Source organism: Amycolatopsis sp. (assembly GCF_025464955.1).
Lineage (GTDB): Bacteria > Actinomycetota > Actinomycetes > Mycobacteriales > Pseudonocardiaceae > Amycolatopsis.
In genome coordinates, this window is record NZ_JAODNM010000143.1 from 1 (window position 1) to 25,028 (window position 25,028).

Sequence of the window (25,028 nt, forward strand, 5' to 3'; positions counted from 1 at the left end):
TGGTGTTGGGCAGGTCCTCGTTCTCGGCGAACTCGTCGACGATCGAGTCGAGCAGATGCTGGATGCGCAAACCGCGCTGGCCGGTCTCCAGCACCGACTTGATCGCGTACTTCTTCGCGCGGTCGACGACGTTCTGGATCATCGCACCGGAGTTGAAGTCCTTGAAGTACATGACTTCCTTGTCACCGTTGGCGTAGGTGACCTCCAGGAACCGGTTGTCGTCGATCTCGGCGTACATCCGGTCGACGACCTTTTCGATCATCGTCTTGATGCACAGCGAGCGGTCGCCCCCGAATTCGGCCAGATCGTCGGCGTGCACCGGCAGTGCCTCGGTGAGGTACTTGGAGTAGATGTCCTGCGCGGCTTCGGCATCCGGCCGCTCGATCTTGATCTTGACGTCCAGCCGGCCGGGCCGCAGGATCGCCGGGTCGATCATGTCCTCGCGGTTGGAGGCGCCGATCACGATGACGTTCTCGAGCCCCTCCACCCCGTCGATCTCGGACAGCAGCTGCGGAACGATGGTGGTCTCCACGTCGGAGGACACCCCGCTGCCACGGGTTCGGAAGATCGAGTCCATCTCGTCGAAGAACACGATCACGGGAGTGCCTTCGGAGGCCTTTTCCCTGGCTCGCTGGAAGATCATGCGGATGTGCCGCTCGGTCTCCCCGACGAACTTGTTCAGCAGCTCGGGACCCTTGATGTTGAGGAAGTACGACTTGACTTCGGCAGCGCTGCCTTCGCCTCCTCGCGCCTCGGCGATCTTCTTGGCCAACGAGTTGGCCACCGCCTTGGCGATGAGCGTCTTCCCACACCCCGGAGGGCCGTAGAGCAGCACGCCCTTCGGCGGCCGCAACTGGTACTCGCGATAGAGGTCGGCATGCAGGAACGGCAGCTCGACCGCATCGCGGATCTGCTCGATCTGCCGGGACAGACCACCGATGTCCTCGTAGTTGACATCGGGGACCTCTTCCAGCACGAGATCCTCGACCTCGGCTTTGGGCACCCGCTCGTAGGCGTACCCGGCCTTCGCGTCGACGAGCAGCGAGTCGCCCGGTTTGAGCGGCTGCTCGAGGAGCGGGTCGGAAAGGAAGACCACCCGTTCCTCGTCGGCGTGCCCGACGACCAGTGCGCGTGACGGGCCGCCCTCGATCTCCGGTGCCAGGATCTCGCGCAACGCGCTGACCTCGCCGACCAGCTCGAAGCCACCGGCTTCGACGACGGTCAGGGCCTCGTTGAGCCGCAGCGCCTGACCGCGTTGGAGCGACTCCACCTCCACGGCGGGCGATACCGAAACCCGCATTCTGCGTCCCGCGGTGAACACGTCCACCGTGTTGTCCTCGTAAGCGGCGACGAAAACCCCGTAGCCGCTCGGCGGTTGGGCCAGCCGGTCGACCTCCTCACGGAGCGCGAGCAGCTGGCCGCGTGCTTCGCGGAGGGTTTCCACCAGCTTGGTATTGCGCTCGGTGAGTTGGCTCACTCGCTCCGACGCTTCGGCCAGGCGCTGTTCCAGCACCCGGTTCTGCCGTGGCGAGTCCGTCAACTTCCTGCGCAGCAGGGCGACTTCCTCTTCGAGGAAACGAACCTGACGCGCCTGCTCGTCCGAAGTAATTCCAGCTCCAGTCGTCTCTGAAGGGTCAGCATCGTCCTCATGCCGGCCTCCGGGAAGGTCATGGTGCATTCGGCACCTCCTCGGCTTTTCATTTAACGGTACCGGCGATCACCGACAAGGAAAGGACTTTCCGCATTACAGGATCGGCGCGTCGTGATGTTTGCCTGGTCACAGCACGGACTACCCAGGCACACAAGAGGCCAACCCAGTGCCGGGAAAAGTCCTCGGACGACTACACACCGTCGATCGGGACGCGCGGAAGGCGCCGATCGCGGCCGTTCGGGGTCAAGATCACCGGTCGGCAACCCCTCGAAAACACGGACCAATCGGGCTAATTACGCATAACGGATGTCGAGGATGGGCCGTTCGAGCCCTAACCGCGCGGTTCGCCCACCCCATGGCTAGCATCGGGCGGGTTCGACGAGGGATGACGTCGTTCCGCACATCAGCTAGGGGGCACCAATGACCTACCCGCCGCAGCAGCCCGGACCGTACGGGCAGCAGCCGGGTCCCTACGGACAGCAGCCCGGGGGCGCGTTTCCCCCGAGCGGACCCCAGCAGCAGGGCGGCTACCCCGGACAGCCGGGTCAACCTGGCCAGCCGGGTCAGTACGGCCCTCCCCCGCACCAAGGCGCATACCCTGGCGGAACACAGCAGTTCCCGCCGCAGGACCCCTACGGCCAGCAGCAGCCCCAGCAGAGCGGCTACCCCGGACAGCCGGGCCAGCCGCAGCAGTACGGCCAGCCCCAGCAGGGTGGGTTCGACGCCTACGGCCAGCCACAGCCGGGCTACCCCGGTGGCGAACCGCCGAAGAAGAGCAAGACCGGCCTCATCATCGGCCTCGCCGTCGCCGCGGTCGTCGTCATCGGCGGAGTCGTGACACTGATCGTGGTCAACTCCGGCAGCGACACATCCACCGCGTCCTCCTCCAGCGGTCAGCCGGGCACCCCCGCCGGCGGCCCCAGCCCGACCGGCGCACCAGCACCGACGACCGAGTCCACAGGTGCCGGATCGTCCTCCTCGCCGCCTTCGACCGGATCCACACCGAGCTCGTCACCGGGCAGCACCGGCAACACCACGGGCTCCGGTCCAGCCCCCGGCGGTAAGTCGAGTCCGGAGGATCTCAGCTCGACGGTCATCGCGGCCTACAGCGCGGGCGACGGCAACACGGTGGTCCAGGCGGTCTGCCGCAGCGTCACCACCAAAACCGAGGTCAAGCTCGACCCCCTTCCGATGAAAGCGACCGGCCCGGTCGCCACCACCGGTGGCACCGCTTCGGTCCCGGTGCAGGTCACCATTAAGGGGCAGCCGCAGAACGGCGTCCTCAAGATGAAGAACGAATCCGGGTTGTGGTGCATGTCCACGCTCGATAAGGCCTGAGTTTCACCCAGGTTCTCCGGTCAGTCAGTGAGGGGCAAGATGACGTACCCGCCGCAGCAGCCCGGACCCTACGGGCAGCAGCCCGGCCAGTACGGCCAACAGCCTGGCGGCGGCTTCCCGCCGAGCGGGCCGCAGCAGCAGCCCGGATACCCGGGCCAGTACGGCCAACCCGGACAGCAGCCCGGGCAGTACGGTCCTCCCCCGCAGCAGGGCGGGTACCCGGGCGGGACGCAGCAGTTCCCGCCGCAGGACCCCTACGGCCGGCAGCACCCCCAGCAGGGCGGTTACCCCGGTGGGACGCAGCAGTTCGGCCAGCCCGACCAGTACGGACAGCCCCCACAGGGTGGGTTCGACGCCTACGGCCAGCCCCAGCCGGGCTACCCCGGCGGCGAGCCCCCCAAGAAGAGCAAGACCGGCCTCATCATCGGCCTCGCCATCGCCGCGGTCCTGGTCATCGGCGGGGTCGTGACGCTGATCGTGGTCAACTCCGGCAGCGACACACCCACCGCGTCCTCCACGAGCGGCACGCCCCACGCCCCGTCCGGCGGCCCCAAGGCGAGCGGCGCGCCCACACCGACGACGGGCGCCGGTTCGCCGTCGCCGTCCACCCGCGCACCGTCGACCTCGTCCTCGTCGACGGGCGGTTCCACCGGCACCGGCCCGGCCCCCAATGGCAAGTCGAGCCCCCAAGACCTCAGCACCGCCGTCATCGCGGCGTACAACGCCGGCGACGGCGGCTCGCTGGCGAAGTCCATCTGCCGCAGCGTCACCACGGAGACCAGCGTGACGATCCCGGCGACCCCGGTGACCGCGACCGGCCCGGTGGCCGTCACCGGCAACACCGCCACCGTCCCGGTCCAGGTAACACAAGGCGGCAAGCAAGCGAGCCACACGATCAAGATGAAGGACGAGTCCGGCCTCTGGTGCGTCACCAGCGCGCAGTGATCCCCGCCGGGGGCGGACCCTCGCATCTCGTACTTGGTCCCGCTCGAGCCGGACATGACTTAGGCTCGGTCCCATGGCCGTGCGCCGGACCGGCCTGATCGCCGCCGTGGTACTGGTCGGTGCGCTCGTAGCGGGTGGCGTGCTCGGGCTGGTGCTGGTTTCCGCCGGCGGCCGGCCGGCCGCGTCACCACCTGCCGCGTCAGACCCGGCGCCGCCACTGTCAACTGCGACGTCCTCACCCGCACCGCCTGCCGGCGAGGGCGCGGCGGCGGCCGGGCAGGCCATCGCCGAAGCGATCACCGCGCACGATTCGCACCGGTACGCCGGATTCACCTGCCAGCCCCAGTCAGCGGCCGCCATCGATCAGCTGCAGCGGAAATGGGATGCCGCCGGCGATGTCGAAGCGAGCATGCCCCAGCCTCCGGTGGTCACCGGCGACACGGCCACCGTCACGATCCACGTCGTGGGCTCGGCAGGCCGCAAGGACACCGTCTTTCCCCTGTACCGGCAGGGAACCACCTGGTGCATCCCCGGCTGAGCCGGGCTCAGCCCTTGCTCGGGCGGCGCTGCACGCGCGGCGAAACGACACCGTCGGCGAGGCGCCGGGCAGTGAGCAGGAACGCGGTGTGCGCGACCATCCGGTGATCGGGCCGCACGGCCAGACCGACGACGTGCCACGGGCGCATCAGCGTCTCGAACGACTCGGGCTCGGTCCAGCAGGTCTGCTCGCGCAGTGCTTCGGTGATGCGCGACAGCTGCGTCACGGTGGCGACGTAGACGACCAGCACCCCGCCGGGGATCAGGTTCGCCGCGACGGTGGGCAGCTGGTCCCACGGGGCCAGCATGTCGAGGACCACGCGGTCCACCTCGCCGGTGTGGGTGGCGAGGTCGCCGACGGTCAGTGTCCAGTTGTCCGGCTTGTCGCCGAAGAACTGCTCGACGTTGCGCTGGGCGTGCACGGCGTGGTCGTCACGGACCTCATAGGACTGGACGGTGCCTTCCTTGCCCACCGCACGCAGCAGCGAACAGGTCAGCGCCCCGGACCCGGCACCGGCTTCCAGTACCCGCGCGCCGGGGTAGATGTCGCCCCACATGACGATCTGCGCGGCGTCCTTCGGGTAGATGACCTGCGCTCCGCGCGGCATGGACAGCACGTAATCGGGTAGCAGGTGGCGCAGGGCGAGGTACGAGGTACCACCCGCCGACGCGACCACCGAACCTTCGGGCTGACCGATGACGTCGTCGTGCTTGAGACCTCCGCGATGCGTGTGGTACTCCGCACCAGGGGTGAGCACGATCGAGTAGTGACGACCCTTCGGGTCGGTCAACTGGACCCGATCCCCCACGTTGAACGGTCCGCTGACCGACACTGAACCTCCACTTGCGACGAGAAACTCCGCCGGTGATCGTCGCAGGTCGGCAGTGCGCCCGGACCGGAGGGGTCGCTGCTAACGGACAACGCTAGCGGACACCGCGCGGACGGATCATCGCGGCGCGGAGGTCCTCCCGGCGCAGCACCCCGGCCGGGCGGCCCTCCTCGTCCACCACGAGGAACTGCCACGCCGCCGTCTCCTGGACGCGCTCCGCGATCTCCTCACCGGGGTCCGAAGCCAGCAGCACGGTTTCCGGCCGGATCGGTTCGGCCGCGAGCTCCGCGGGCGAGAGCGGCGAAGACGCGGCCAGGCGTTCCGCGGCCACCTCGTCGAGCAGGCCCGCGGCAACTCCGTCGGCGCGGACCAGCACCACTCCCCGGCCCGCCGATGCGGCCAGCGCGTCGGACACCGGACTTTCCGCGGGCAGCTGGAGCACCGGGCGGACCAGGTCGGCGAGCACCAGCCCCGCGGGCCAGCTCCGCCTGCCCTCGGCGGCGAGTTCTCCGCCCGCGCCCAGCACGACGAACCACGCGGTGACGACACACACGCCAAGCCTCAGCCAGCGGTCGCTGCTGCCGTCCGCAAGCCCCCACAGAGCCCACACCATCAGGCCGAAGGCGACGACACCACCGCCCGCGACGGCCGCCTTGGTGCCTTTAGCCCTGGCACCGGTTGCCGCCCACACTCCCGCGCGCAGCAACCGCCCGCCGTCGAGCGGCAGACCGGGTAAGAGATTGAAGAGGCCGACGGCCAGGTTCGCCACCGCGCACTCCGCGACGAGCAGCCACGCGGCGCCGCCGGAAGGGACAGCGAGCAGCAACAGGGCGCAGAAACCCGCGAGCAGGAGCGACACGACCGGACCTGCGGCGGCCACCATGCCTTCCTGCCCGGGGCGGCGCGGGGTCCGCGCGACCTCGGACAGGCCGCCGAGCAGGAACAGTCTCAGCCGCCGTACCGGGATGCCGAGCCGCAGGGCGACCACGCAGTGCCCGAGTTCGTGGGCGAGCACGGAGACGCCGAGCAGGACCGCGAACGCCGCGGCGAGCGTCCAGGACATCAGTGCGGAAGCGCCCGGCAGCAGCCGTCCGACCAGCGGCGCGTACAACACGACGATGGCGAGCGACCCGATCCACCACGAAGGCGCGAGCAGGACCGGGACGCCGTCGACGCGGAACAGGAGCAGTCCCCCGTCCAACGCGCCGCGGCTGGAGCGCCCGGCGCCGGGCTCACTGGTCGCGGTCATCCCGAAAGAGTAGATCGTGCGGTGTGGGGGCGGGGTTATCCGGGCCCGCCGATCGGGTGACACGCGGTGACCCGCTGAGGCGTCGGCGGTCCCCGAGACTGTCGGTCCTCGGCGCTACGCTCGGTCCATGCAGGACATGACGGCGATCGCCCCCACCGAGCCGGTCGCGCCACGGGCACGGCGCAGGCCAGCGCTGTCACCATCGCGGGCCAGCGACTTCAAACAGTGTCCGCTGCTCTACCGGTTCCGTGCGGTGGACAGGCTGCCGGAAGCCCCGACCAAGGCGCAGCTGCGCGGCACGCTGGTGCATTCGGTACTGGAACGGCTGTTCACGCTGCCGCAGGCGGACAGGGTGCCCGCACGGGCGAAGGAGCTGCTGGAGCCCGCCTGGTCCGACCTGTCCGGGGAGCGCCCGGAGTGGCGTGCGCTGTTCGCCGGGGAGGCCACCGAGAACGCCGATGCGGACGAGGTCGCCGACTGGCTCGGCACGGCCGCGAAGCTCGTCGACGCCTATTTCGACCTCGAAGACCCGACACGGCTCGAGCCGGAGGCGTGCGAGCTCCACGTCGAGACCGAGCTGGGCTCCGGGGTGCTGCTTCGCGGGTACATCGACCGGCTCGACGTCGCGCCGACCGGGGAGATCCGGGTGGTCGACTACAAGACCGGGGCCGCGCCGAGGGAGATCGGCGAGGCCAAGGCGCTGTTCCAGATGAAGTTCTACGCGGTCGTCCTGTGGCGGCTGCGCGGTATCGTTCCCCGGCAACTCAAGCTGATGTACCTCACCGACGGGCAGCAACTCGCCTACACGCCGGACGAGCCCGAGCTGGTCCGCTTCGAGAAGACCCTCGAAGCGATCTGGCAGGCCATCCTCAAGGCAGGCAAGACCGGTGATTTCCGCCCGAGCCCGAGCAAGCTGTGCGGTTGGTGCGATCACCAGGCGCGGTGCCCGTCCTTCGGCGGCACGCCGCCGGTGTACCCGGGCTGGCCGGAGCCGGACGCCGGCGAAGAAAGCCCGATCGACCGAGCCGATTAAGAGAGGACGATCCCGTTGGCAGACGCGTTCTATCTCCCTCTCGGCGGGGGGCGGTTCTCCCCGACCGAGCACACCGTCGGGCCGTGGACGCCCGACGCCCAGCATTTCGGCCCGCCGTCGGCGCTGCTCGTCCGCGCGCTCGAGGAACTCGGTGCGGGGCAAGGAAAGCAGCTCGCCAGGGTGACCGTGGAGATCCTCGGACCGGCACCGCTCACCGAGCTGTCCGTGCGGGCACGGGTCGAGCGGCCGGGCCGTTCGGTGGAGCTACTCGCGGCCGAGCTGGACGGCGGGGGTCGCACGGTCGCGCGGGCCTCCGCTTGGCGGATCACGATGTCCGATACGACCGGCATCATGGCGTCAGGCGTGGAAACCCTGTCCGCTCCGGAGGACGCGCCCGCGACACACTGGCCGGAAAGCTGGGGCGCCGGATACGTCGACGCGGTGGAATGGCGAGCCGTCGCGGGCGGCTTGGATGTCTCCGGACCGATTACGGCCTGGGCACGGCAGCGGGTCACGCTGGTCGATGGTGAGAAGCCGAGTCCGCTGCAGCGACTGTTCGTCGTCGCCGACTCGGCCAACGGCGCGTCGAACTTCCTCGACCCGCGCCAGTGGTGGTTCATCAACTCCGAGCTGACCGTCCACCTCCAGCGCGAGCCCGCCGGCGAATGGATCGGGCTCGACGCCGCCACGCTGGTCGGCCCGAACGGCATAGGTACCTCGACGAGCACCCTGCACGACACCCAGGGCCCGGTGGGGACGGGTGCGCAGGCACTGATGGTGAGGCCGAGATGAGTCCGGCGGCGGTGAGGCGGGCGCGGTGAGCCAAGATCGAATACCCTTCGCGGAACCACGAACCAGGGAGCGCTCCGGCATGCAGATCACCTCGGTGGTCAACCAGAAAGGCGGGGTCGGCAAGACCTCGTTGTCCGTCGGCGCGGCCGCGGCGCTCGCCGAACGCGGCTGCCGCGTGCTGCTGATCGACCTCGACCCCCAGGGCCACGCCACCACCGAGATGCTCGGCATGGACGAGGTTCCCCCGAACGCGCCCAGCCTCGCCAAGGCACTCACGAAGATGTGGAAGGGCCCGATCGAGGAACTGGTCGTCCCGCACAAGCGCAGCAATATCGGCCGCGGCGGCGCGTTCGACGTGATCCCGACGTCACCGGGCATGTTCGACCTCATCCGGCGGCTCGACCAGTTCCGCGTGCCGGGCTGGCAGCTCGCCAGGGTCGTCCAGTTCGCCAACTACGACCACGTCATCATCGACTGCCCGCCGGCGCTGGACGTGCTGACCAACAACGCCCTCGCCGCCAGCAACGGGATACTGGTCCCGGTGCAGCCCGACCGCACCAGCATCCGCGCGCTGCGGCTGCTGCACGATCAGGTCGCCTACGTCGAGCAGACCGTCGGCAGGCCGCCGATCACCTACTACGGCATCGTCCCCGGCCTCTACCGTCGGCCGATCTCGCACTACGCGGTCGCGGCCTTGCAGGAGCTGCACACGTTCGACATCCCCGTCCTGGCACACCTTCCGCTAGGCGTCGTGATGAACGAAGCCGGCGCGCACGGGACACCGGTGACGACCTTCGCGCCGGAGACCATCCAGGCCGTGGCCTTCCGCGAGATCGCGAACACCCTCGAGTGGTACCGCGAGCAGAAGACCACCGGCCCAGTCGTGCCGGCCGAGGAGGAGTTCGCCTTCGAGGACTTCATCTCCGACGTCTCCGCCGCCCGCACCGCCAACGACAACGGCGCCCGCAAGAAGCTCTACGACTTCATGCCGAAACGCCCCCGCCCGCCTCAGTAGGGGCGCGCCGCGTTCGTGAGTGTTCCGGCCGCTTAGAACCAGCTTAGAACCGGCCGGAACACTCACGAGTCCTGCTAGTACGCCACCTTCACGAGGAAGGCAGCCCAGGTGTACGTCTGAAGCGACAGGTGCCCGGCCGCCCTATCCTTGGTGTCACGGACATCGACGATCCGCGCGAGTCGTATCTCGAAGCAATTGTTCGCTCCTGCACTACGTACAGGTTTCCTCCACGCAGCCTCCATGGGCTCCTCCGATTAGGGTCAAAGTACTCGATGCGCCTACGGAGAATCGTCGCAGACTCGCTCTCATCGGCGGCCTGTGCCCACAACTGCTCGAACCCTCCTTCGTATCGCTCGGTTTCATCGGGTTCGTGGATGTACGTGGCGTCGGTCAAGCCTTGGAGGTAGACCCGGCTGATGCTGGGCGACACAAGCCGGAGAAACACGAAACCGACCCGGCCGATCGGTGCGCCCCCGCGGAAAACGGAAGGATCCGGATCGAGACATTTTGAAGGAGAGCAACGATTCCACGCGCCGCATCGCGCGTCATCGACAATGCGAGGCCTGCATCAGGGCCATCGGGACAACCCCGAATTTGTCGGTATCCGCTGATACGGTGCCGATTATGGAGCAGATCCGGTACCTCGCAGGAGACGCGACCTCCCCGCAAGCCAAGGGACCCAAGGTCATCGCGCATGTCTGCAATGACGAGTCCTCCGTCAGCGGCCGGTTGCACCGTCGATGAGTTCGCGGAGGATGTCCGCGTGGCCGGCGTGGCGGCCGGTCTCTTCGATCAGGTGGGTGAGTGCCCAGCGGACGCTGGGAGCGGCGCTTCCCTGCCTCGGCCGGGGAACGGGGGCGCCGAGGTCGGTGCACCCGTCGAGGACGTCGTTCGCATGCTTGACCGCCTGTCGATAGCGGTCGACGACGTCGGCCACGCTGTCGGCTGGGGCAGCGTGGAAAGTCGCCTTCCAGTCGGTGACCTTGTCGCCGAGGAAGGTCGCACGCTCGACGAAGGTGAGGTGGTTGAGCAGGCCGAGCAGGTTAGTGCCTGACGGCACACCAGCTGTTCGGACCTGCGGTTCGGGGGCACCGTCGACCTTCGCGGCGATCGAGGCCCGGAGGTAGTCGAGGAAGCCGCGCAGGACCTCGGTCTCGCCGCTTCCGGTCCGGGGCGGTGGAGTGTCGCGGCGGGACGTTGCGGGCATGGTGGTCTCTTTCGCTGGAGCAAGTCAGGCAGTGCGGCGGATGAGCAGGACGTGGTCGATGACCTCGGCGGTGCGCCCGCCCGGGCCGGTCGCGAGGCGGCGGAGTGCGTCGGCCCGTTCGACCATCCATGTCACCGAGTCCAGGTCGATGCCCGCGGCGACTTCCTGCGGCGTCGGGTACCGGACTTCGGGATCCTGGTCCCACGACCAGGGCGCGGTCGAGCCGTGGTCGACGACCAACAGCCGCCCGCCCGGGCGCAGCGCGTGCGCGGCAGCGCGGAGGACGGTTGACCGGTCCAGGTCGAAGGGGGTGTGCAGGTAGTGGGCGCAGATCAGGTCGAACCCGCCCTGTGGGAAGGACTCGTGCAGGTCATGCCGCTCGGCGATGACCCGGTCGCCCACGCCGCATGAGCGGGCAAGGCCGGCGAGCCGTTCGACCGCCAGAGCCGAGATGTCGACCGCTGTGACTCGCCAACCCCTGCCGGCGAGCCACAGCGCGTCACCGCCGTCGCCGCAGCCGAGGTCCAACGCGTCGCCGGGCGGGAAGCTCGTGACAGTCTCGGCGAGACGGTCGTTCGGCCGAGGGTCGGTAGCCGACGGCCTGGCCGCGTAGACGCCGTTCCAGAACGTGACCGCATCCGTGGTGCTCATCGAGGCTCCTTGTGTCGGGATGCACTCAGTGTTGCCAGGCAAGCCACGATCTGGCACGAAAACTTGCGGTTCTGGCAAGATCGGCTCATGGACCACGGAACGGACGACGTGCTCGACGCGGTGGGGCCGCGGCTACGCGCGCTGCGTCGCGACCGCGGTATCACCCTCGCCGACCTCGCGGTGACGACCGGGGTCTCGGAGAGCACTTTGTCCCGGCTGGAGAGCGGGCAGCGCCGGGCCACCCTGGAGTTGCTGCTGCCGCTGGCCCGCACCTACGACGTTCCGTTGGACGATCTCGTCGGTGCGCCGCGCACGGGCGACCCCCGGATCCATCTCAAGCCGATCCGGCGGTTCGGGATGATCCTCGTGCCGTTGTCCCGGCGGCCGGGCGGGATGCAGTCGTTCAAGATGATCATCCCCGCTCGGCCGGAACCGCTCGAACCGACGCTGCAGACTCACGAAGGCTTCGAATGGCTCTACGTGCTCAACGGTCGGCTGCGGTTGGTGCTCGGCGAGCGCGACCTGACGTTGCCGCCCGGTGAAGCAGCCGAGTTCGACACGTCCCTGCCGCACTGGCTGGGCAGCGCCGACGGCGGCGTGGTCGAGCTTCTCATCCTGTTCGGACTACAAGGGATGCGGGCACACCTGCGAGCACACGCATCAACCCAGGAGCCAGGCGGAAACTGACAGCGTGCCCATCGAGAAGAGCGTCGAAAGGACAACGCAGTCGCGGGGGAACCGGGATGCCGAGAACGGCGTATCGATCAACCTGCCGAAGAAAATGGCGGGCATGGTGACGGTGAACGCGAGCAGCGAGAGGACCAGATCGGCACGAACGCCGACAGCACCCCGCTCATCGGCGGGTCGGGCGCGCTCTCACAGGCGGCAGGAGCGGATGTCCGAAGCCAGCACCGCTTTGGCACCGGTCTCGGCGAGCTCGTCCATGATCTGGTTGACCTTCTTGCGCGGCACCATCGCGCGCACGGCGACCCAGTCCGCGTGGGCCAGCGGGGCAACGGTCGGCGACTCCAGGCCCGGGGTGATCGCGATCGCGCGGTCGAGCAGCTCACGCGGGCAGTCGTAGTCCAGCATCATGTAGTGCTGGGCGAACACGACACCCTGCAGCCGCGCGGTGAGCTGCGCCTTCGCCTTCGACGACTCGCTGCCGTCCCTGTGCACCAACACCGCTTCCGACACACAGATCGGGTCGCCGAACGCGACCAGGTTGTGCTGGCGCAGGGTGCGTCCCGAGCCCACGACGTCCGCGACGGCGTCGGCAACGCCGAGCTGGATCGAGATCTCGACGGCGCCGTCGAGCCGGATGACCTCGGCCTCGACACCATGGCGCTTGAGGTCCTCGCGCACCAGCCGGGGGTACGACGTCGCGAGCCGCTTGCCGTGCAGGTCAGCGGCCTTCCAGTCCTTCCCGGCCGGCGCCGCGTACCGGAAGGTGGACCCGCCGAAGCCGAGCGCAAGGCTCTCGACCACCGGCGCCCCGGAGTCGAGCGCCAGGTCGCGACCGGTGATCCCGAGGTCCAGCTCGCCCGAACCGACGTAGATCGGGATGTCCTTCGGCCGGAGGTAGAAGAACTCGACCTCGTTGGCCGGGTCCAGCACCGTCAGGTCGCGCGGCTCACTGCGCTGCCGGTAGCCGGCCTCACCGAGCATCTCCGAGGCGGAAACGGCGAGCGCTCCCTTGTTCGGGACAGCGACACGCAGCATTCGTTTACTCCTCAGCGTCACAGGTAGCGGTAGACGTCCTCGATCGACAGGCCGCGGCCGAGCATCAGCACCTGGAGCCGGTAGAGCAGCTGGGAGATTTCCTCGGCCAGCCGGTCGTCGGACTCGTGCTCGGCGGCGATCCACACTTCGCCCGCCTCTTCCAGCACTTTCTTGCCTTGCGCGTGCACGCCGGCGTCCAGCGCCGCGACGGTTCCGGAACCGTCGGGACGGACACGCGCGCGCTCGGCAAGCTCGGCGAACAGCTCATCGAAGGTCTTCACGATCTGCAGATCCTTCCATCCGGCGGCCGACGGAGGCGAGCCGGGCCGGACCGGGGCGACGCAGGTCACCCGACCGGTGGAAAAAGGGAGTCGGCGCGTTCGAAGTCGAGCAGGTACCGCTTGCGGTCGAGCCCGCCGCCATAGCCCGTCAGGTCACCCTTGGCTCCGACGACGCGATGGCACGGCACGATGATGCTGACCGGGTTCTTCCCGTTGGCCAGCCCGACGGCCCGGGACGCCGTCGGCTGCCCGAGTTCTTCGGCGAGTTGGCCATACGACACGGTTTCGCCGTACGGGATGCCCTGCAAAGCCGTCCACACCCGCTGCTGGAACGGGGTGCCGATCAGGTTCAGTGGTAGGTCGAAGTCGGTTCGCTGGCCGGCGAAGTACTCCTTGAGCTGCGAGACGACCTCGGCGAAGGGCTCCACGTCCGGATCGACCCGCTCGCCGAACGTACTCGGATCGGGCTTGTGGCGTTGCTCTGTCATGTACAGAGCCGAAAGCACACCGTCGGCGGCGACGAGGGTCAGCGGCCCGCAGGGGCTGTCCGTCTCGGTGTGGGTGCGGCGGACGGGGGCGAAGTGCCTCATGGGAGGTCCTTTCCGGGCAGGCGGTTGATGGCGTGGTCGCCGGTTGCCCACAGGTGTTGGACGGCGTAGGCCCGCCATGGCCGCCAGCGGGCCGCACGAGCGGTAAGAGCGGCAGGTGCGGTCGGCAGACCCAGCTCGGCAGCGGCAAGTTTGACGCCGAGATCGGCCGGGATGAAGGCGTCCGGGTCGCCGAGCGCGCGCATCGCGATCGTCTCGACCGTCCACGGTCCGAACCCCGGCAACGCGTTCAGGCCGGCGCGGGCGCGTTGCCAGTCGCTGCCGATGTCGAGGTCGAGCTCACCGGCGGCGAGGGCGTTGACCAGCGTGATCAACGTCTTCCGCCGCGTGCCCGGCATCGCGAGCTTCTCCGGGTCCAGCGAAGCCAGCGCCTCTGGTTCGGGGAACAGGTGCGTCAGGCCGCCGCCGGGGTCGTCGACCGCGACGCCGTGAGCGGTCACCAGCCGAGCCGCGTGGGTGCGGGCGGCCGCGGTGGACACCTGCTGCCCGAGAACGGCGCGCACGGCGAACTCCGCCGGGTCGACAGTCCGCGGGACCCGCCTGCCCGGGGCCTTGAGCACAAGCGGCGCGAGGTCCTGGTCCTCGCCGAGTAGGGCGTCGACGGCGACCGGGTCGGCGTCGAGGTCGAGCAGCCGGCGGCACCGGCTGATCGCCGTCGTGAGGTCCCGCGGGTCCGTCAGTTCCAGCCTGCAGGCGACGTGATCGGGCTGGGGACGCAAAGCGACGACACCGTGGCCGTGCGGGAGGTTCAGGGTCCGCCGGTACGCGCCGTCGCGCCACTCTTCGACGCCGGGCACGGCTGTCGCCGCGAGGTGACCGAACAGGTTGTCCGGGAAGAGCGGCGCCCGGAACGGCAGCCGCAGGGAGATCGCCCCGGTGGTCTCGGTGGGCTTGTTCTTCGCACGGTGGCGCAGTTCGGTCGGCGAAAGGGCGAACACGGCTTGGATCGTGTCGTTGAATGTCCGCAAACTGGCAAAACCGGCGGCCGGCGCGAGGTCGGCCATCGGCATCGCGCTGGTCTCGATCAGCACGCGCGCGGTTTGGGCGCGTTGGGCCCTGGCGATGGCCAGCGGCCCGGCACCCAGCTCGGCCTGGAGCTGCCGCTCGACCTGCCGGGTGCTGTACCCGAGACGCGAGGCGAGGCCGGGCACGCCGTCGCGGTCGACGACCCCGTCGGCGATCAGGCGCATCGCCCTGGCCACCAGGTCCGCCCGCTCGTTCCACTGCGGAGAGCCGGGGCTGGCATCCGGCCGGCATCGCTTGCAGGCCCGGAAACCAGCCTGCTGAGCGGCCGCCGCACTCGGGTGGAAGCTCATGTTCTCGACCTTGGGCGGCACCACCGGGCAGCTGGGACGGCAGTAGATCCGGGTGGTCAGGACGGCGGTGTAGAACCATCCGTCGAACCTGGCGTCCTTCGACTGGACGGCCCGTACGCAACGCTCGAAATCCTGGTGCACCACCCCAGCATGACCGCGCCGCCGTCCCGCCGCTGGCGAAAAAACGACATCACCCTCCGCAACAAGAGTGCTGTCGGAAATTCGCTAGTCGAGCAGGGCTGCGAACCCAGCCGGGTCGACGCCGACCAGCGTAGTCCGGAACACCCGGCGCTCGCCCGCTTCGACCGGGACGTCGTTGGGGATGACCAGCACGACACAGCCCGCGGCCGCGGCTGACTGGGCGCCCGGCGGCGAGTCCTCGACCGCGACACAGCGTGCCGGGTCGACTCCCAGGAGCTCGGCGGCCAGCTGGTAGGGCCGCGGATGCGGTTTGTTCAGGCCGTCGACCTCGTCGCCGCACACCGTGACGTCGAAGAACTCGCGTCCGATCGTGTTCAGCGCGAGCTCGGTGAGCGACCGCTCGGTGGAGGTGACCAGTGCCGACGGGATACCCGCGGCGCGGATCGCGACGAGCGCTTCACGGGCGCCGGGACGCCACGGCAGCGCGCCGTCGAAGAGGCCGGCCGTGCGCTTGGTGAGCCACTCGCCGGTCTCCGCGATCGCCTCGGCGGTCACCGGCCGTCCGGTGACCTCGAGCAGATAGCGCGAGGTGTCGTCCATATTGGACCCGACCAGGGTGGCCCGCTGTTCCTCGGAAAGCTTTCCACCCAGCCATTCGGCGGCTTCGTACAGTCCGATGTCCCAGAGCTTCTCGGAATCGACCAGCGTGCCGTCCATGTCCCACAGCACGGCGGCAAGTCCGTCCTTTGTGGACGGTTCAGTCACGGCTTTCTCCTCGGTGTCGCGTACCTGGAGGTCAAGTACTTGGCTTCGACGTCTTCGAAGTCCGGGCAGGCTTCATTGCCCGACGAGAACCCGCCACCACGGTAACCGAGCCCCGGCGGCGCCCGACGCGCCCCCGGGTGCGAGATGTCGGGTTCGGACGATTCGCGCGGTTACCCCCGAAGGGGTGATTTCGACGTCGTTCGCGACACGCTCTGCGAGGGCGCCCAGCAGCGGGCGAGAAAGACGATCGGATATGGCCGACAGCTGAGGGCCCGCTGGTCGTAGGCTGGGCCGGTGAGTGAGCCCGTCGACGAGACCCAGCAGCCCAGCCCCACCGAGGGCGACCAGGCCGAGATCACGACCCCGCTGATGGTGGTCGCGTTCGAAGGCTGGAACGACGCAGGTGACGCGGCCAGTCGGGCCATCGAGCACCTGCAGCTCAACTGGGACGCGACCCCGCTGGCCGAGTTGGAACCAGACGACTACTACGACTTCCAGGTCAGCAGGCCGACGGTCCGCATGGTCGACGGCGTGACACGGCGCGTGGAGTGGCCGACGACCCGGCTGTCGGTCTGCCGCCCGGAGGGCCTCAACCGCGACGTCGTGCTCGTCCAGGGACCCGAGCCCAACATGCGCTGGCGGGCGTTCTGCCAGGAGCTGCTCGAGCACATCGAGGAGCTGAAGGTGTCCACCGTGGTCACCCTCGGCGCGCTGCTGGCCGACACCGCCCACACCCGTCCCGTCCCGGTGACCGGAACGGCGTACGACACCGAAGCCGCCAACCGGTTCGGCCTTGAGCGAAACCGCTACCAGGGCCCGACCGGGATCGTCGGCGTCCTGCAGGACTTCTGCGTGCAGGCCGGGATCCCCGCGGTGTCCATCTGGGCGGCCGTCCCGCACTACGTGTCGCACCCGCCGTCCCCGAAGGCCACGCTGGCGCTGCTGCACAAGCTCGAGGACATCCTCGACGTCGAGATCCCGCTGGGCGCGCTGCCCGAGCAGGCCGAGGAATGGCAGCGGACCGTCTCGGAGATGGCCGAAGAGGACGAAGAGATCAGCGAGTACGTCCACGACCTCGAGAAGCAGGGCGACGAGGAGTCGAAGGTCGACCTCGACGACGTCAGCGGGGACAAGATCGCCGCCGAGTTCGAGCGCTACCTCCGGCGCCGCCGCCCCGGCCAGGACGGCCCCGGCTCGGCCCGCCGCTCGGAGAGCGGCGAGTAACTACGACCCAGACGACTCGGGGGACGTTTCGTACCATTGAATTGTACGAAACGTCCCCCGAGTCGTTTTTTGCCGGCACCTGGGGCGAGCGCTACCCCGGCGGGTGAGATCAACGGGCGGATGACTCCACCTTCAGCCCACCTGGAGTGGATTTCGGGGGAGAAACCGCCACCCGTCCTCCTCTGTCGGCCGTTGGAGGCCGAGCCCGGTTGCCACAGGATTGTTCCCATCAGAGCCACCAGCCTGCGGGAGTTCCAGTCATGCAGCCGATCTACGCCTTTTCCGATGCCGAACGCGACGAATTGTACGCAGCGCTGGAAAGCGTCGCGAAGAATCCGTACGAAAACTATCCGGCGTTCTCGACTGCCGTCGGCGAACTCGTCCAGCGGGGCGTGCCGGACTTTCTGGTGAAAGTGACCGATCGAGTACGCGAAGAGCGCCAGGAAGGCGTCGCCGAGGCTCATGCCCTTCGCAATTGCCCGCGTGACGAAATGATCCCGGTGCTCGACCACGACGATCCGCAGGCCGACAAGTACACCAAAAAGAAGACCTTCATCGCCGAGACGTTCCTCGAGCTCTTCGGCCAGCTCACCAGCACGCCGCTGCTGGCCTACGCGACGCGGTTCAAGGGCGACTTCTTCACCGACGTCATCGCCATCAACAAGTACAGCGGTAAGCAAACCGGCTACAGCGACGGCGAACTCGTCTTCCACAATGACCGCACCGCACACCCGGTGCGGGCCGACTTCATCACCCTGCTCGGGATGCGCTGCCCGATCGAGGAAGTGACGTACACGAGTTTCGTCGGCGGCTCAGCGCTGCTCGCGGCACTGACGCCCGACGAACGGCATGTGCTGCGTCAGAACCACTTCATCACTCCTTTCGACGTGGTCTCCCGGGACAACAACGACAAGCTGACGGTCTCGGGCCGGCACCCGATCTTCGAAAACGAGCACAGCATCCGGTACCTCGACACTCATACCACCGTCGCCCCGGAAGCGCCGCCGGAGGCGAAGGACGCCCTGCTCGCGCTCAAGAACGCGCTCGCCAGGGCCGAGCGGACGCGGCACCGGATCCTGGAAGGCGACCTATTCACCTTCGCCAACCAGGACGGTCTGCACAACCGGGAAAAGATCGAGGTGATCGATCCGGAACGATCCCGCTCGCGGTGGCTGCTCAAGACCTACGCCTTCCGCGACCAGGCAGCCGCGGACCGGCACACCGACCGCTGGCTCGACGGGATCGCCGGCCGCGTCGGCGACTGAATTCCCGACGCATTCCCCGTATCCGACTCCATTCGAGAGGTACCTGATGGACGCACATTCCACTCCCCGCCGGATCTCCATTTTCGACACCACCTTGCGTGACGGCGAGCAGGCGCCCGGAAACGCGATGCGACCCGACCAGAAAGTCGATCTGGCCCTGCGTATCGCGGGTCTCGGCGTCGATTGCGTCGAAGCGGGCTTCCCGGCTTCCTCCCCCAGCGACTTCGAAGCGACCCGCCTCATTTCGCAGGAAATGACCGGCACCCGGTTCGCCACGTTCTCCCGGACGACCCGTCGGGACGTCGAAGTCGCGGTTGAGGCGGGCGGCACCGCGAACCACGAGGTGCAGATGGTGGCCACCGGCAGTCGTATCCACCTCGAGCACAAGCGCGGCATCTCCCGTGAGGCGGCCGTGCTCGAGGTCACCGACACCGTGGCGTTCGCCCGTTCCCTCGGCGTCGAGCACATCTCGGTGGGTATCGAGGACGCCAGCCGCGGCGACGACGACCTGCTTCGCACGCTCACCGAAAGCGCGGTCGAGGCCGGGGCGACCTGCATCATCCTCGCCGACACGACCGGCTGCCACACCCCGGACGAGTACGGCACGCTGATCGGCAAGATCCGCGCGTGGGCACCGGCGCCGATCCGGGTGTCGACCCACTGCCACAACGACTTCGGCCTGTCACTGGCGAACGCCCTGGCGGGGCTGCACGCGGGCGCCGACGAGGTGCAGGTGACATTGGGCGGGGTCGGTGAACGCGCGGGCAACACCCCGCTGGAGGAGCTGGCCGCGTTGCTGGCCTACAAGACTGACCACCTCGGCATGTACACCGACATCGAGCTGCCCGCGATGTACTCCGCGTACAACGCGCTGCGGGCGGTGATCAAACTCGACGAGCCCCGTAACAAGCCCATCTTCGGCAAGTACGCCTTCGGCACCGCGGCGGGCATCCACCAGCAGGGCATGCTGAGCAACCCCGAGACCTACGAGTTCGTCGAGCCGGCTCGCTTCGGCCGCCAGCGCTCGATGCTGATCGCCCGGCACTCCGGCCGCGCCGTGCTGCGGCACCTGCTCGGCCAGCTCGGTGTCGAGGCCGACGCCGAACTCCTCAACGAGCTCTACCGCGTGCACATCGCCGAGCGGGTCGGCAGCGACTGCGAGGACCTCGACGTCGTCAGGGACCGGCTGGCAGCCGAACTCGTCGGCCGCGAGCTGGTACCGGACGGACTGGCGCTCTCCCGATGAAGTACGCCTATCTCGGTCCGCAGGGCACCTTCACCGAGGCCGCCCTGGACCTCTTGCCCGCGGTGGCCGGCGCCACGGCGACACCGTTCCCCACGGTGTTCGCCGCGCTGGCGGCCGTGCGCTCCGGCGAGTACGCCGGCGCGGTGGTGCCGGTGGAGAACTCGGTGACCGGCACCGTGCCCTCCACGTTGGGAGAGCTGGCCGCCAGCAACAGCCTGCTGCGCATCGACGCGGAGGTCGAGCTGCCGGTGACCTTCAGCCTGCTGGTCAACCCCGGCACCACGCTCGCCGACGTCACCCGCGTCCGCAGCCATCCGCACGCCCACGGCCAGTGCCAGCGCTGGCTCGCCCAGCAGCTGCCGAACGCGGAGCGGTTGCTGTCGGACTCGACAGCCGCCGCCGCGGAGGAGCTCGCGCTGTCCGGTCGCGGGGACGAAGCGGCGATCGCCGCTTCGATCGCCGGCCGCCGGTACGGCCTGTCCACGCTCGCCGAGGGCATCGGTGAACGCGACGACGCGGTGACCCGGTTCATCCTGGTCCGGGGTAGCGGGCCGTCACCGGCCGGCACCGGCCGCGACTGCAGCTCACTCATGGTCACGACCAGCTCGACGGGTGCAGGTGCACTGGTGGACGTGCTCGCGGAGTTCGCCGGCCGCAACGTCAACCTGTCGTGGATCCAGTCGTGGCCGGAAGGCTCGGTTCTCGGCCGTTACGACTTCTTCGTCACCATCGAGGGGCACCTCGACGACACCGACGTGTCGGAAGCCCTCACCGCCGTGCGCCGGAAAGCGGCCTCGCTGCTCTTCCTGGGCAGCTATCCCCGTGCGAATCGGCACGCACCGACCAGAGGAAAGGTCAGCCAGTGACCGAACACCGGATCGCGGTCGTCGGCAGCGGGCCGCGCGGCATGATGGTCGTCGAGCGCCTCGCCGCCCGGCTGACCGCCGAGCGCGCCGAAGCACCGGTCGTGCTGTACCTGATCGACGCGGTCGAGGTCGGCGCCGGCCGGGTGTACCGCTCGAACCAGCCCGAGTGGTTCCTGATGAACACGGTGGCGGGGCAGATCTCCGCCTTCTCCGGCCTGCCCGACGCCGGGCCCGCCCGCGCCGGTGCCGGACCGTCACTGGTCGAGTGGTGGGAGTCGGCAGACCCGGACTGCCCCGGCCCCGACAGCTACGCACCGCGAGCGGTCTACGGCCGGTACCTGCGTTTCGTCCTCGACGCCGTCCAGAACGGCCTCCCCGCGAACGCGCGGCTACGCCGCGTCAACGCTCGGGTGGCGGACCTGCAACCCGGTGATGGCGGCTACCGGCTCGAGCTTTCGGACGGCGAAATCCTGCACGTCGACCGCGTGGTATTGACCACCGGCCATTCGGTGCCCGAGCTGTCCGGGCGCGCCGCGGAGTTGGCCGCGTTCGCCGAGGACCGCCCCGCGGTGCGTTACGTACGCGGGGACTCCCCGGCGGATATGCCGCTGGACGAGGTGCTGCCGGGCACCCCGGTCGGCGTCGTCGGCCTGGGACTGTCCTTCTTCGACGTCATGGCGGCGTTCACGGTGGGCCGCGGCGGCCGCTTCGCCGAGGAGGGGAACGGCGACCTCCGCTACCTGCCCAGCGGCCGGGAACCCGTGCTGGTGGCCGGTTCCCGCAGTGGGATGCCGCTGCCCGCCCGCGGCCGCAACCAGAAGCCGCCCGCCTACTCCTACCAGCCGGCGCTGTTCACGCCCGAGCACGTCCGCCGCGGGATCTTCAACCGGCGCCTGGACTTCCGGGCGGACATCCTGCCCTGGCTGCTGGCCGAAGTCGAGCTGGTGCACTGCCAGACCCTGCTGCGCCGGACCTACGGCGCGGACGTCGCGGCTCGGTTCCGGGCGGAGGTGGCCGCCCGTGCCACGACCGGCGGCCCGGTGCCCGACGTCCGCGCGGTCGCGGAGCGGTTCGGCATCCGCGACCAGCCGGTGATCGATCTCGACGCGCTGGCCCGGCCTTTCGACGGCCGCACCTTCACCAGCAGGGCGGCCTTCGAACAGGAGCTCGCCGCCGCGCTGCGGGAAGACCTCGCCCACGCCGCGGAGGGCAACGTCGACTCGCCGACGAAGGCAGCCCTCGACGTCCTGCGGGACAACCGCTGGGTGATCCGCCAACTGGTGGACTTCAGCGGGCTGAACCCCGCTTCACACCAGGACGATTTCCTCGGCTGGTACGTACCCCGCAGCGCGTTCCTCGCCGCGGGTCCCCCGGAGGTCCGGCTGCGGCAGGTCCTCGCGCTCATCGACGCCGGTGTGCTGCGCATCATCGGTCCCGGCGCGGAGTTCGCCGGCGACACCGGAAGTGGCCGCTTCGTGGTGTCCTCGGCCGCGGTGGCCGGCGCCGAGGTCCCCGTCGACGTCCTGATCGACGCGCGCATCCCGTACCCGGACCTGCGACGCGACCTCAGCCCGCTCACGACGAGGCTGCGGTCCCGCGGAATCTGGACCGGCTACGTCAACCGGGACCAGGCCGCGGCGTTCGACACGGGCGGCGTCGCGGTCACCGCCAGCCCGTACCACCCGGTGGACCGGCACGGCCAGGCGGACAGCGGCCTGTACGTGCTGGGCATCCCCACCGAGCACACCCGCTGGTTCATGCAGGTCGGCAGCTGCCGGCCCGGCAAGTGGAGCGATTTCATCACCGACGCTGACGACATCGCGGCACACAGCCTCGCGGCGGTGACCGAAACCGCGCCGAGGCCGGTCTCCACCCCGGTCACGGCCGACGCACCGTGAGCGGTCCGCCGGACCACCGGCTCCCCACCTCCCGCCACCAGCCGAAAGGAGTTTGCCCGTGACGACACTCGCCCCGGTCGCCGAGGCAACAGCGCCCGCCGACCCGACCACCCACTGGTCCTCCGCCGACGGCCTGGACCCGTTCACCGCCGGCTCGGAACTACCACCGGAGCTGCGCGCCCGGCTGGACCACGCGCTCACGCGGCCCGCCGCGCAGCAGCCCGACTGGGGTGACGACCAGCGGTTGCAGGCGGTACGCGCCGAGCTCGAAAGCGTCCCGCCGATCACGGTCCCCGCCACGGTGGACCGCCTGCACGAGCAGCTCGGCGCGGTGGCCAGGGGCGAGGCCTTCCTGCTGCAAGGCGGCGACTGCGCGGAGACCTTCGCGGGCAACACCGAGCCGCACGTCCGCGGGGTCGTCCAGACACTGCTGCAGATGTCGGTGGTGCTCACCTACGGGGCGAGCATGCCGGTGGTGAAGCTCGGCAGGATCGCCGGGCAGTACGCCAAACCGCGGTCGTCCGCCCTCGACGCGCTCGGCCTGCCCTCCTACCGGGGCGACATCGTCAACTCGATGACCGCCACGCCGCAGGGCCGGATCCCCGACCCTGGCCGGATGATCCGCGCGTACGCCAACTCGGCGGTCACCACCAACCTGCTGCAGGCGCTGCTCGGCGGCGGCATCGCCGACCTGCACCGGGTCCACGACTGGAACAAGGACTTCCTGCTGAGCTCGCCCGCCGGTGAGCGCTACGAGGCGCTGGCCGAAGAGATCGACCGCGCGCTGCGGTTCATGTTCGCCTGCGGGGTCACCGACCGAAACCTCGCCACCACCGAGATCTACACCGGGCACGAGGCGCTGCTGCTGGACTACGAACGTTCACTGCTCCGCCTGGACACCCGCGAAGACACCGCCCGCCTCTACGACCTGTCGGCGCACTTCCTGTGGATCGGCGAGCGCACCCGCCAGCTCGACGGCGCGCACATCGCGTTCGCCGAGCTGCTGGCCAACCCCATCGGGCTGAAGATCGGTCCCGGCACGACCCCGGCCCAGGCTGTGGAGTACGCGCGGCGGCTCAACCCGCACAACGTGCCGGGCAAGCTCACCTTCATCGCCCGGATGGGCAACGACAAGGTGCGCGGTGTCCTCGCCCCGATCGTCGCGGAGGTGACCGCCGCGGGCTGCGCGGTGATCTGGCAGTGCGACCCGATGCACGGCAACACCCACGAGTCCTCCAACGGCTACAAGACGCGGTCCTTCGACCGGATCGTCGACGAGGTGCAGGGCTTCTTCGAGGTTCACAGGGCGTTGGGCACCCATCCCGGGGGCATCCACGTCGAGGTCACGGGCGAGGACGTCACGGAGTGCCTGGGTGGGGCCCAGGAGATCTCGGACGCCGACCTCGCCGGTCGGTATGAGACCGCATGCGACCCCCGCCTGAACACACAGCAGTCCCTGGAGCTCGCGTTCCTCGTGGCGGAGATGCTCCGCGGCTGACGCCAAACCCCCACCCCGCGGGTCGAGGGCTGGGTTCGGCCGACTCGGGGGCGCGGAACGGGCGACTCGCGGGCTGAATTCGGGCGACTCGCGGGGTGTGGTCAGAGGGTGCGGAGGGTGACCGTGGTGCCGGGCTCGACGAGGGACCCGGCGCTCGGGTCCTGCTCGATCACTCGGCCGTTGTCGCGACCGAACGGAAACCCGCGAGAGCCCTCCTCGGCGTCCAGCCCGGCTTCGCCCAGCTTGTCGGCAGCGTCGTCGAACCGCTTGCCGATCACGAAAGGCACCTCCACGCGGTATGTCTCCGCTGGGGGCTCGGGCCCCCGGCTGACCACCAGGGTGACGGGTGCGCCGATCGGGAGCGCGGCGCCGCTTGCCGGATCGGTGCCCAGGACGGCGCCCGCGGGCACAGTGGCGCTGAACTGATCGGCATCCGTGGTGCGCACCGGGGTGAGCCCCGCGTCCCGCACGGCTTGCTCCGCTACCGCTACGGCGGTTCCCGCGGCAACCACCGGCACTGTCGGACGGCCGGCCGAGATCGTGAGCAGTACTGTGCTGCCGCGCAGCAGCCGGGCCTCAGGCGGGGGATCCGTGGCGGACACGACACCGGCAGGCTGCCCGTCGTCGTGCGCCGTGGTGACGCTCGCGACGAGGTCGGCCTGGCCGAGCAACTGCTGCGCCGTGGTCTGCTCGAGCCCGACCAGGGGCGGCATCGCCGTCCACCGTCCGGTGCCGAGCCACCAGGCCGTCGCCCCTACCAGCAGGCAGAGCACGAGGACGATCGCGACCCAGACACCGAAGATCCGGCGGCTGCGCCGCCGGGCGCGCAGGTGCGGCGGTGGCCCGTCCGTCGCCGCGTGGTACTCGGCGTCCGCGGGGCGGGGCATCATCCGCGTGCCGGTGCGGCCCCCACCGGGTACGGGATGCGGGGCGGGGTACGCGCCGGTGCC

Annotated in this window: 25 protein-coding genes and 1 pseudogene; 13 read left to right on the forward strand and 13 right to left on the reverse strand. The window is 69.5% G+C overall.

All coding sequences use genetic code 11. The annotated features are described in order from the left end of the window. A partial coding sequence (arc, locus tag JWQ81_RS37085) for a proteasome ATPase (protein WP_297549114.1) occupies positions 1-1,678 on the reverse strand: 1,678 nt, incomplete at its 3' end. A gap of 393 nt (positions 1,679-2,071) precedes the next feature. On the opposite strand from arc, the gene JWQ81_RS37090 reads away from it, so the two are divergent. From JWQ81_RS37090 to JWQ81_RS37100, 3 genes are all read left to right on the forward strand, one after another. Beyond that, positions 2,072-2,989: a hypothetical protein gene (locus tag JWQ81_RS37090; protein ID WP_297549116.1), complete on the forward strand. Its 918-nt coding sequence runs from the start codon at positions 2,072-2,074 to the stop codon at positions 2,987-2,989. A 39-nt stretch (positions 2,990-3,028) separates the two neighbouring features. Continuing rightward, positions 3,029-3,934 (forward strand): hypothetical protein, encoded by a 906-nt coding sequence (locus tag JWQ81_RS37095; protein WP_297549118.1) that lies wholly within the window; start codon positions 3,029-3,031, stop codon positions 3,932-3,934. 73 nt (positions 3,935-4,007) lie between these two features. Beyond that, a complete protein-coding gene (locus JWQ81_RS37100) occupies positions 4,008-4,472 on the forward strand; it encodes a hypothetical protein (protein WP_297549120.1) in 465 nt (154 codons plus the stop codon). A 7-nt stretch (positions 4,473-4,479) separates the two neighbouring features. On the opposite strand, the gene JWQ81_RS37105 is transcribed toward JWQ81_RS37100, so the two are convergent. Together JWQ81_RS37105 and JWQ81_RS37110 are read right to left on the reverse strand one after the other, a co-directional pair. Next, positions 4,480-5,304, reverse strand: a complete 825-nt coding sequence (locus JWQ81_RS37105) for a tRNA (adenine-N1)-methyltransferase (protein WP_297549122.1) — start codon at positions 5,302-5,304, stop codon at positions 4,480-4,482. A 91-nt stretch (positions 5,305-5,395) separates the two neighbouring features. After that, positions 5,396-6,550 (reverse strand): site-2 protease family protein, encoded by a 1,155-nt coding sequence (locus tag JWQ81_RS37110; protein WP_297549124.1) that lies wholly within the window; start codon positions 6,548-6,550, stop codon positions 5,396-5,398. Positions 6,551-6,677: 127 nt separating this feature from the next. Between JWQ81_RS37110 and JWQ81_RS37115 the strand changes: the two genes are divergently transcribed. From JWQ81_RS37115 to JWQ81_RS37125, 3 genes are all read left to right on the forward strand, one after another. Beyond that, entirely contained in the window at positions 6,678-7,583 is a 906-nt protein-coding gene (locus JWQ81_RS37115) for a RecB family exonuclease (RefSeq protein ID WP_297549126.1), read from the forward strand. Between the two features lie 15 nt (positions 7,584-7,598). After that, complete coding sequence (locus JWQ81_RS37120) at positions 7,599-8,375, forward strand: thioesterase family protein (RefSeq protein ID WP_297549128.1); 777 nt, start codon at positions 7,599-7,601, stop codon at positions 8,373-8,375. 79 nt (positions 8,376-8,454) lie between these two features. Continuing rightward, on the forward strand, positions 8,455-9,390 hold the full coding sequence (locus JWQ81_RS37125) for a ParA family protein (RefSeq protein ID WP_297549130.1): 936 nt from the start codon (positions 8,455-8,457) through the stop codon (positions 9,388-9,390). 74 nt (positions 9,391-9,464) lie between these two features. Here the strand turns inward: JWQ81_RS37125 and JWQ81_RS37130 are convergent, their stop codons facing one another. The 4 genes and pseudogenes from JWQ81_RS37130 to JWQ81_RS37140 form a co-directional block, all read right to left on the reverse strand. Next, positions 9,465-9,632 (reverse strand): DUF397 domain-containing protein, encoded by a 168-nt coding sequence (locus JWQ81_RS37130; protein WP_297549132.1) that lies wholly within the window; start codon positions 9,630-9,632, stop codon positions 9,465-9,467. Positions 9,633-9,679: 47 nt separating this feature from the next. After that, positions 9,680-9,835, reverse strand: a pseudogene (locus tag JWQ81_RS45175) (Scr1 family TA system antitoxin-like transcriptional regulator); the annotation flags it as partial. Positions 9,836-10,108: 273 nt separating this feature from the next. Then, positions 10,109-10,597, reverse strand: coding sequence for a DinB family protein (locus tag JWQ81_RS37135; protein ID WP_297549134.1), 489 nt, complete (start codon positions 10,595-10,597; stop codon positions 10,109-10,111). A 24-nt stretch (positions 10,598-10,621) separates the two neighbouring features. Further along, positions 10,622-11,248, reverse strand: coding sequence for a bifunctional 2-polyprenyl-6-hydroxyphenol methylase/3-demethylubiquinol 3-O-methyltransferase UbiG (locus JWQ81_RS37140; RefSeq protein ID WP_297549136.1), 627 nt, complete (start codon positions 11,246-11,248; stop codon positions 10,622-10,624). An 87-nt stretch (positions 11,249-11,335) separates the two neighbouring features. Between JWQ81_RS37140 and JWQ81_RS37145 the strand changes: the two genes are divergently transcribed. After that, positions 11,336-11,935, forward strand: coding sequence for a helix-turn-helix domain-containing protein (locus tag JWQ81_RS37145; protein ID WP_297549138.1), 600 nt, complete (start codon positions 11,336-11,338; stop codon positions 11,933-11,935). 189 nt (positions 11,936-12,124) lie between these two features. On the opposite strand, the gene hisG is transcribed toward JWQ81_RS37145, so the two are convergent. The 5 genes from hisG to JWQ81_RS37170 form a co-directional block, all read right to left on the reverse strand. Next, positions 12,125-12,970 carry an ATP phosphoribosyltransferase gene (hisG, locus tag JWQ81_RS37150; RefSeq protein ID WP_297549140.1) on the reverse strand — a complete coding sequence of 282 codons (846 nt, stop codon included), beginning with the start codon at positions 12,968-12,970 and terminating at the stop codon, positions 12,125-12,127. Between the two features lie 17 nt (positions 12,971-12,987). Beyond that, on the reverse strand, positions 12,988-13,251 hold the full coding sequence (locus JWQ81_RS37155; protein WP_297549142.1) for a phosphoribosyl-ATP diphosphatase: 264 nt from the start codon (positions 13,249-13,251) through the stop codon (positions 12,988-12,990). A 65-nt stretch (positions 13,252-13,316) separates the two neighbouring features. Further along, the gene (locus JWQ81_RS37160; protein ID WP_297549144.1) at positions 13,317-13,841 is read right to left on the reverse strand and encodes a methylated-DNA--[protein]-cysteine S-methyltransferase; all 525 of its coding nucleotides are present in this window, start codon (positions 13,839-13,841) and stop codon (positions 13,317-13,319) included. Then, positions 13,838-15,316, reverse strand: a complete 1,479-nt coding sequence (locus tag JWQ81_RS37165) for an AlkA N-terminal domain-containing protein (RefSeq protein WP_297549146.1) — start codon at positions 15,314-15,316, stop codon at positions 13,838-13,840. Before JWQ81_RS37165 ends, JWQ81_RS37160 begins: the two co-directional genes overlap by 4 nt. 84 nt (positions 15,317-15,400) lie before the next feature. Continuing rightward, complete coding sequence (locus JWQ81_RS37170; RefSeq protein ID WP_297549148.1) at positions 15,401-16,081, reverse strand: HAD family phosphatase; 681 nt, start codon at positions 16,079-16,081, stop codon at positions 15,401-15,403. 294 nt (positions 16,082-16,375) lie between these two features. Between JWQ81_RS37170 and JWQ81_RS37175 the strand changes: the two genes are divergently transcribed. From JWQ81_RS37175 to JWQ81_RS37200, 6 genes are all read left to right on the forward strand, one after another. Next, positions 16,376-17,305 (forward strand): PAC2 family protein, encoded by a 930-nt coding sequence (locus JWQ81_RS37175; RefSeq protein WP_297549151.1) that lies wholly within the window; start codon positions 16,376-16,378, stop codon positions 17,303-17,305. A 260-nt stretch (positions 17,306-17,565) separates the two neighbouring features. Next, entirely contained in the window at positions 17,566-18,570 is a 1,005-nt protein-coding gene (locus JWQ81_RS37180; protein WP_297549153.1) for a TauD/TfdA family dioxygenase, read from the forward strand. A 46-nt stretch (positions 18,571-18,616) separates the two neighbouring features. Continuing rightward, the gene (locus JWQ81_RS37185; RefSeq protein WP_297549155.1) at positions 18,617-19,816 is read left to right on the forward strand and encodes a hypothetical protein; all 1,200 of its coding nucleotides are present in this window, start codon (positions 18,617-18,619) and stop codon (positions 19,814-19,816) included. Further along, positions 19,813-20,682 (forward strand): prephenate dehydratase, encoded by an 870-nt coding sequence (pheA, locus tag JWQ81_RS37190; protein ID WP_297549157.1) that lies wholly within the window; start codon positions 19,813-19,815, stop codon positions 20,680-20,682. The genes JWQ81_RS37185 and pheA overlap by 4 nt, the downstream gene beginning before the upstream one ends. Next, positions 20,679-22,580 carry an FAD/NAD(P)-binding protein gene (locus JWQ81_RS37195; RefSeq protein ID WP_297549159.1) on the forward strand — a complete coding sequence of 634 codons (1,902 nt, stop codon included), beginning with the start codon at positions 20,679-20,681 and terminating at the stop codon, positions 22,578-22,580. The genes pheA and JWQ81_RS37195 overlap by 4 nt, the downstream gene beginning before the upstream one ends. Positions 22,581-22,713: 133 nt before the next feature. After that, on the forward strand, positions 22,714-24,078 hold the full coding sequence (locus JWQ81_RS37200; RefSeq protein WP_297549163.1) for a class II 3-deoxy-7-phosphoheptulonate synthase: 1,365 nt from the start codon (positions 22,714-22,716) through the stop codon (positions 24,076-24,078). Positions 24,079-24,179: 101 nt separating this feature from the next. Here the strand turns inward: JWQ81_RS37200 and JWQ81_RS37205 are convergent. After that, a partial coding sequence (locus tag JWQ81_RS37205; RefSeq protein WP_297549161.1) for a PASTA domain-containing protein occupies positions 24,180-25,028 on the reverse strand: 849 nt, incomplete at its 5' end.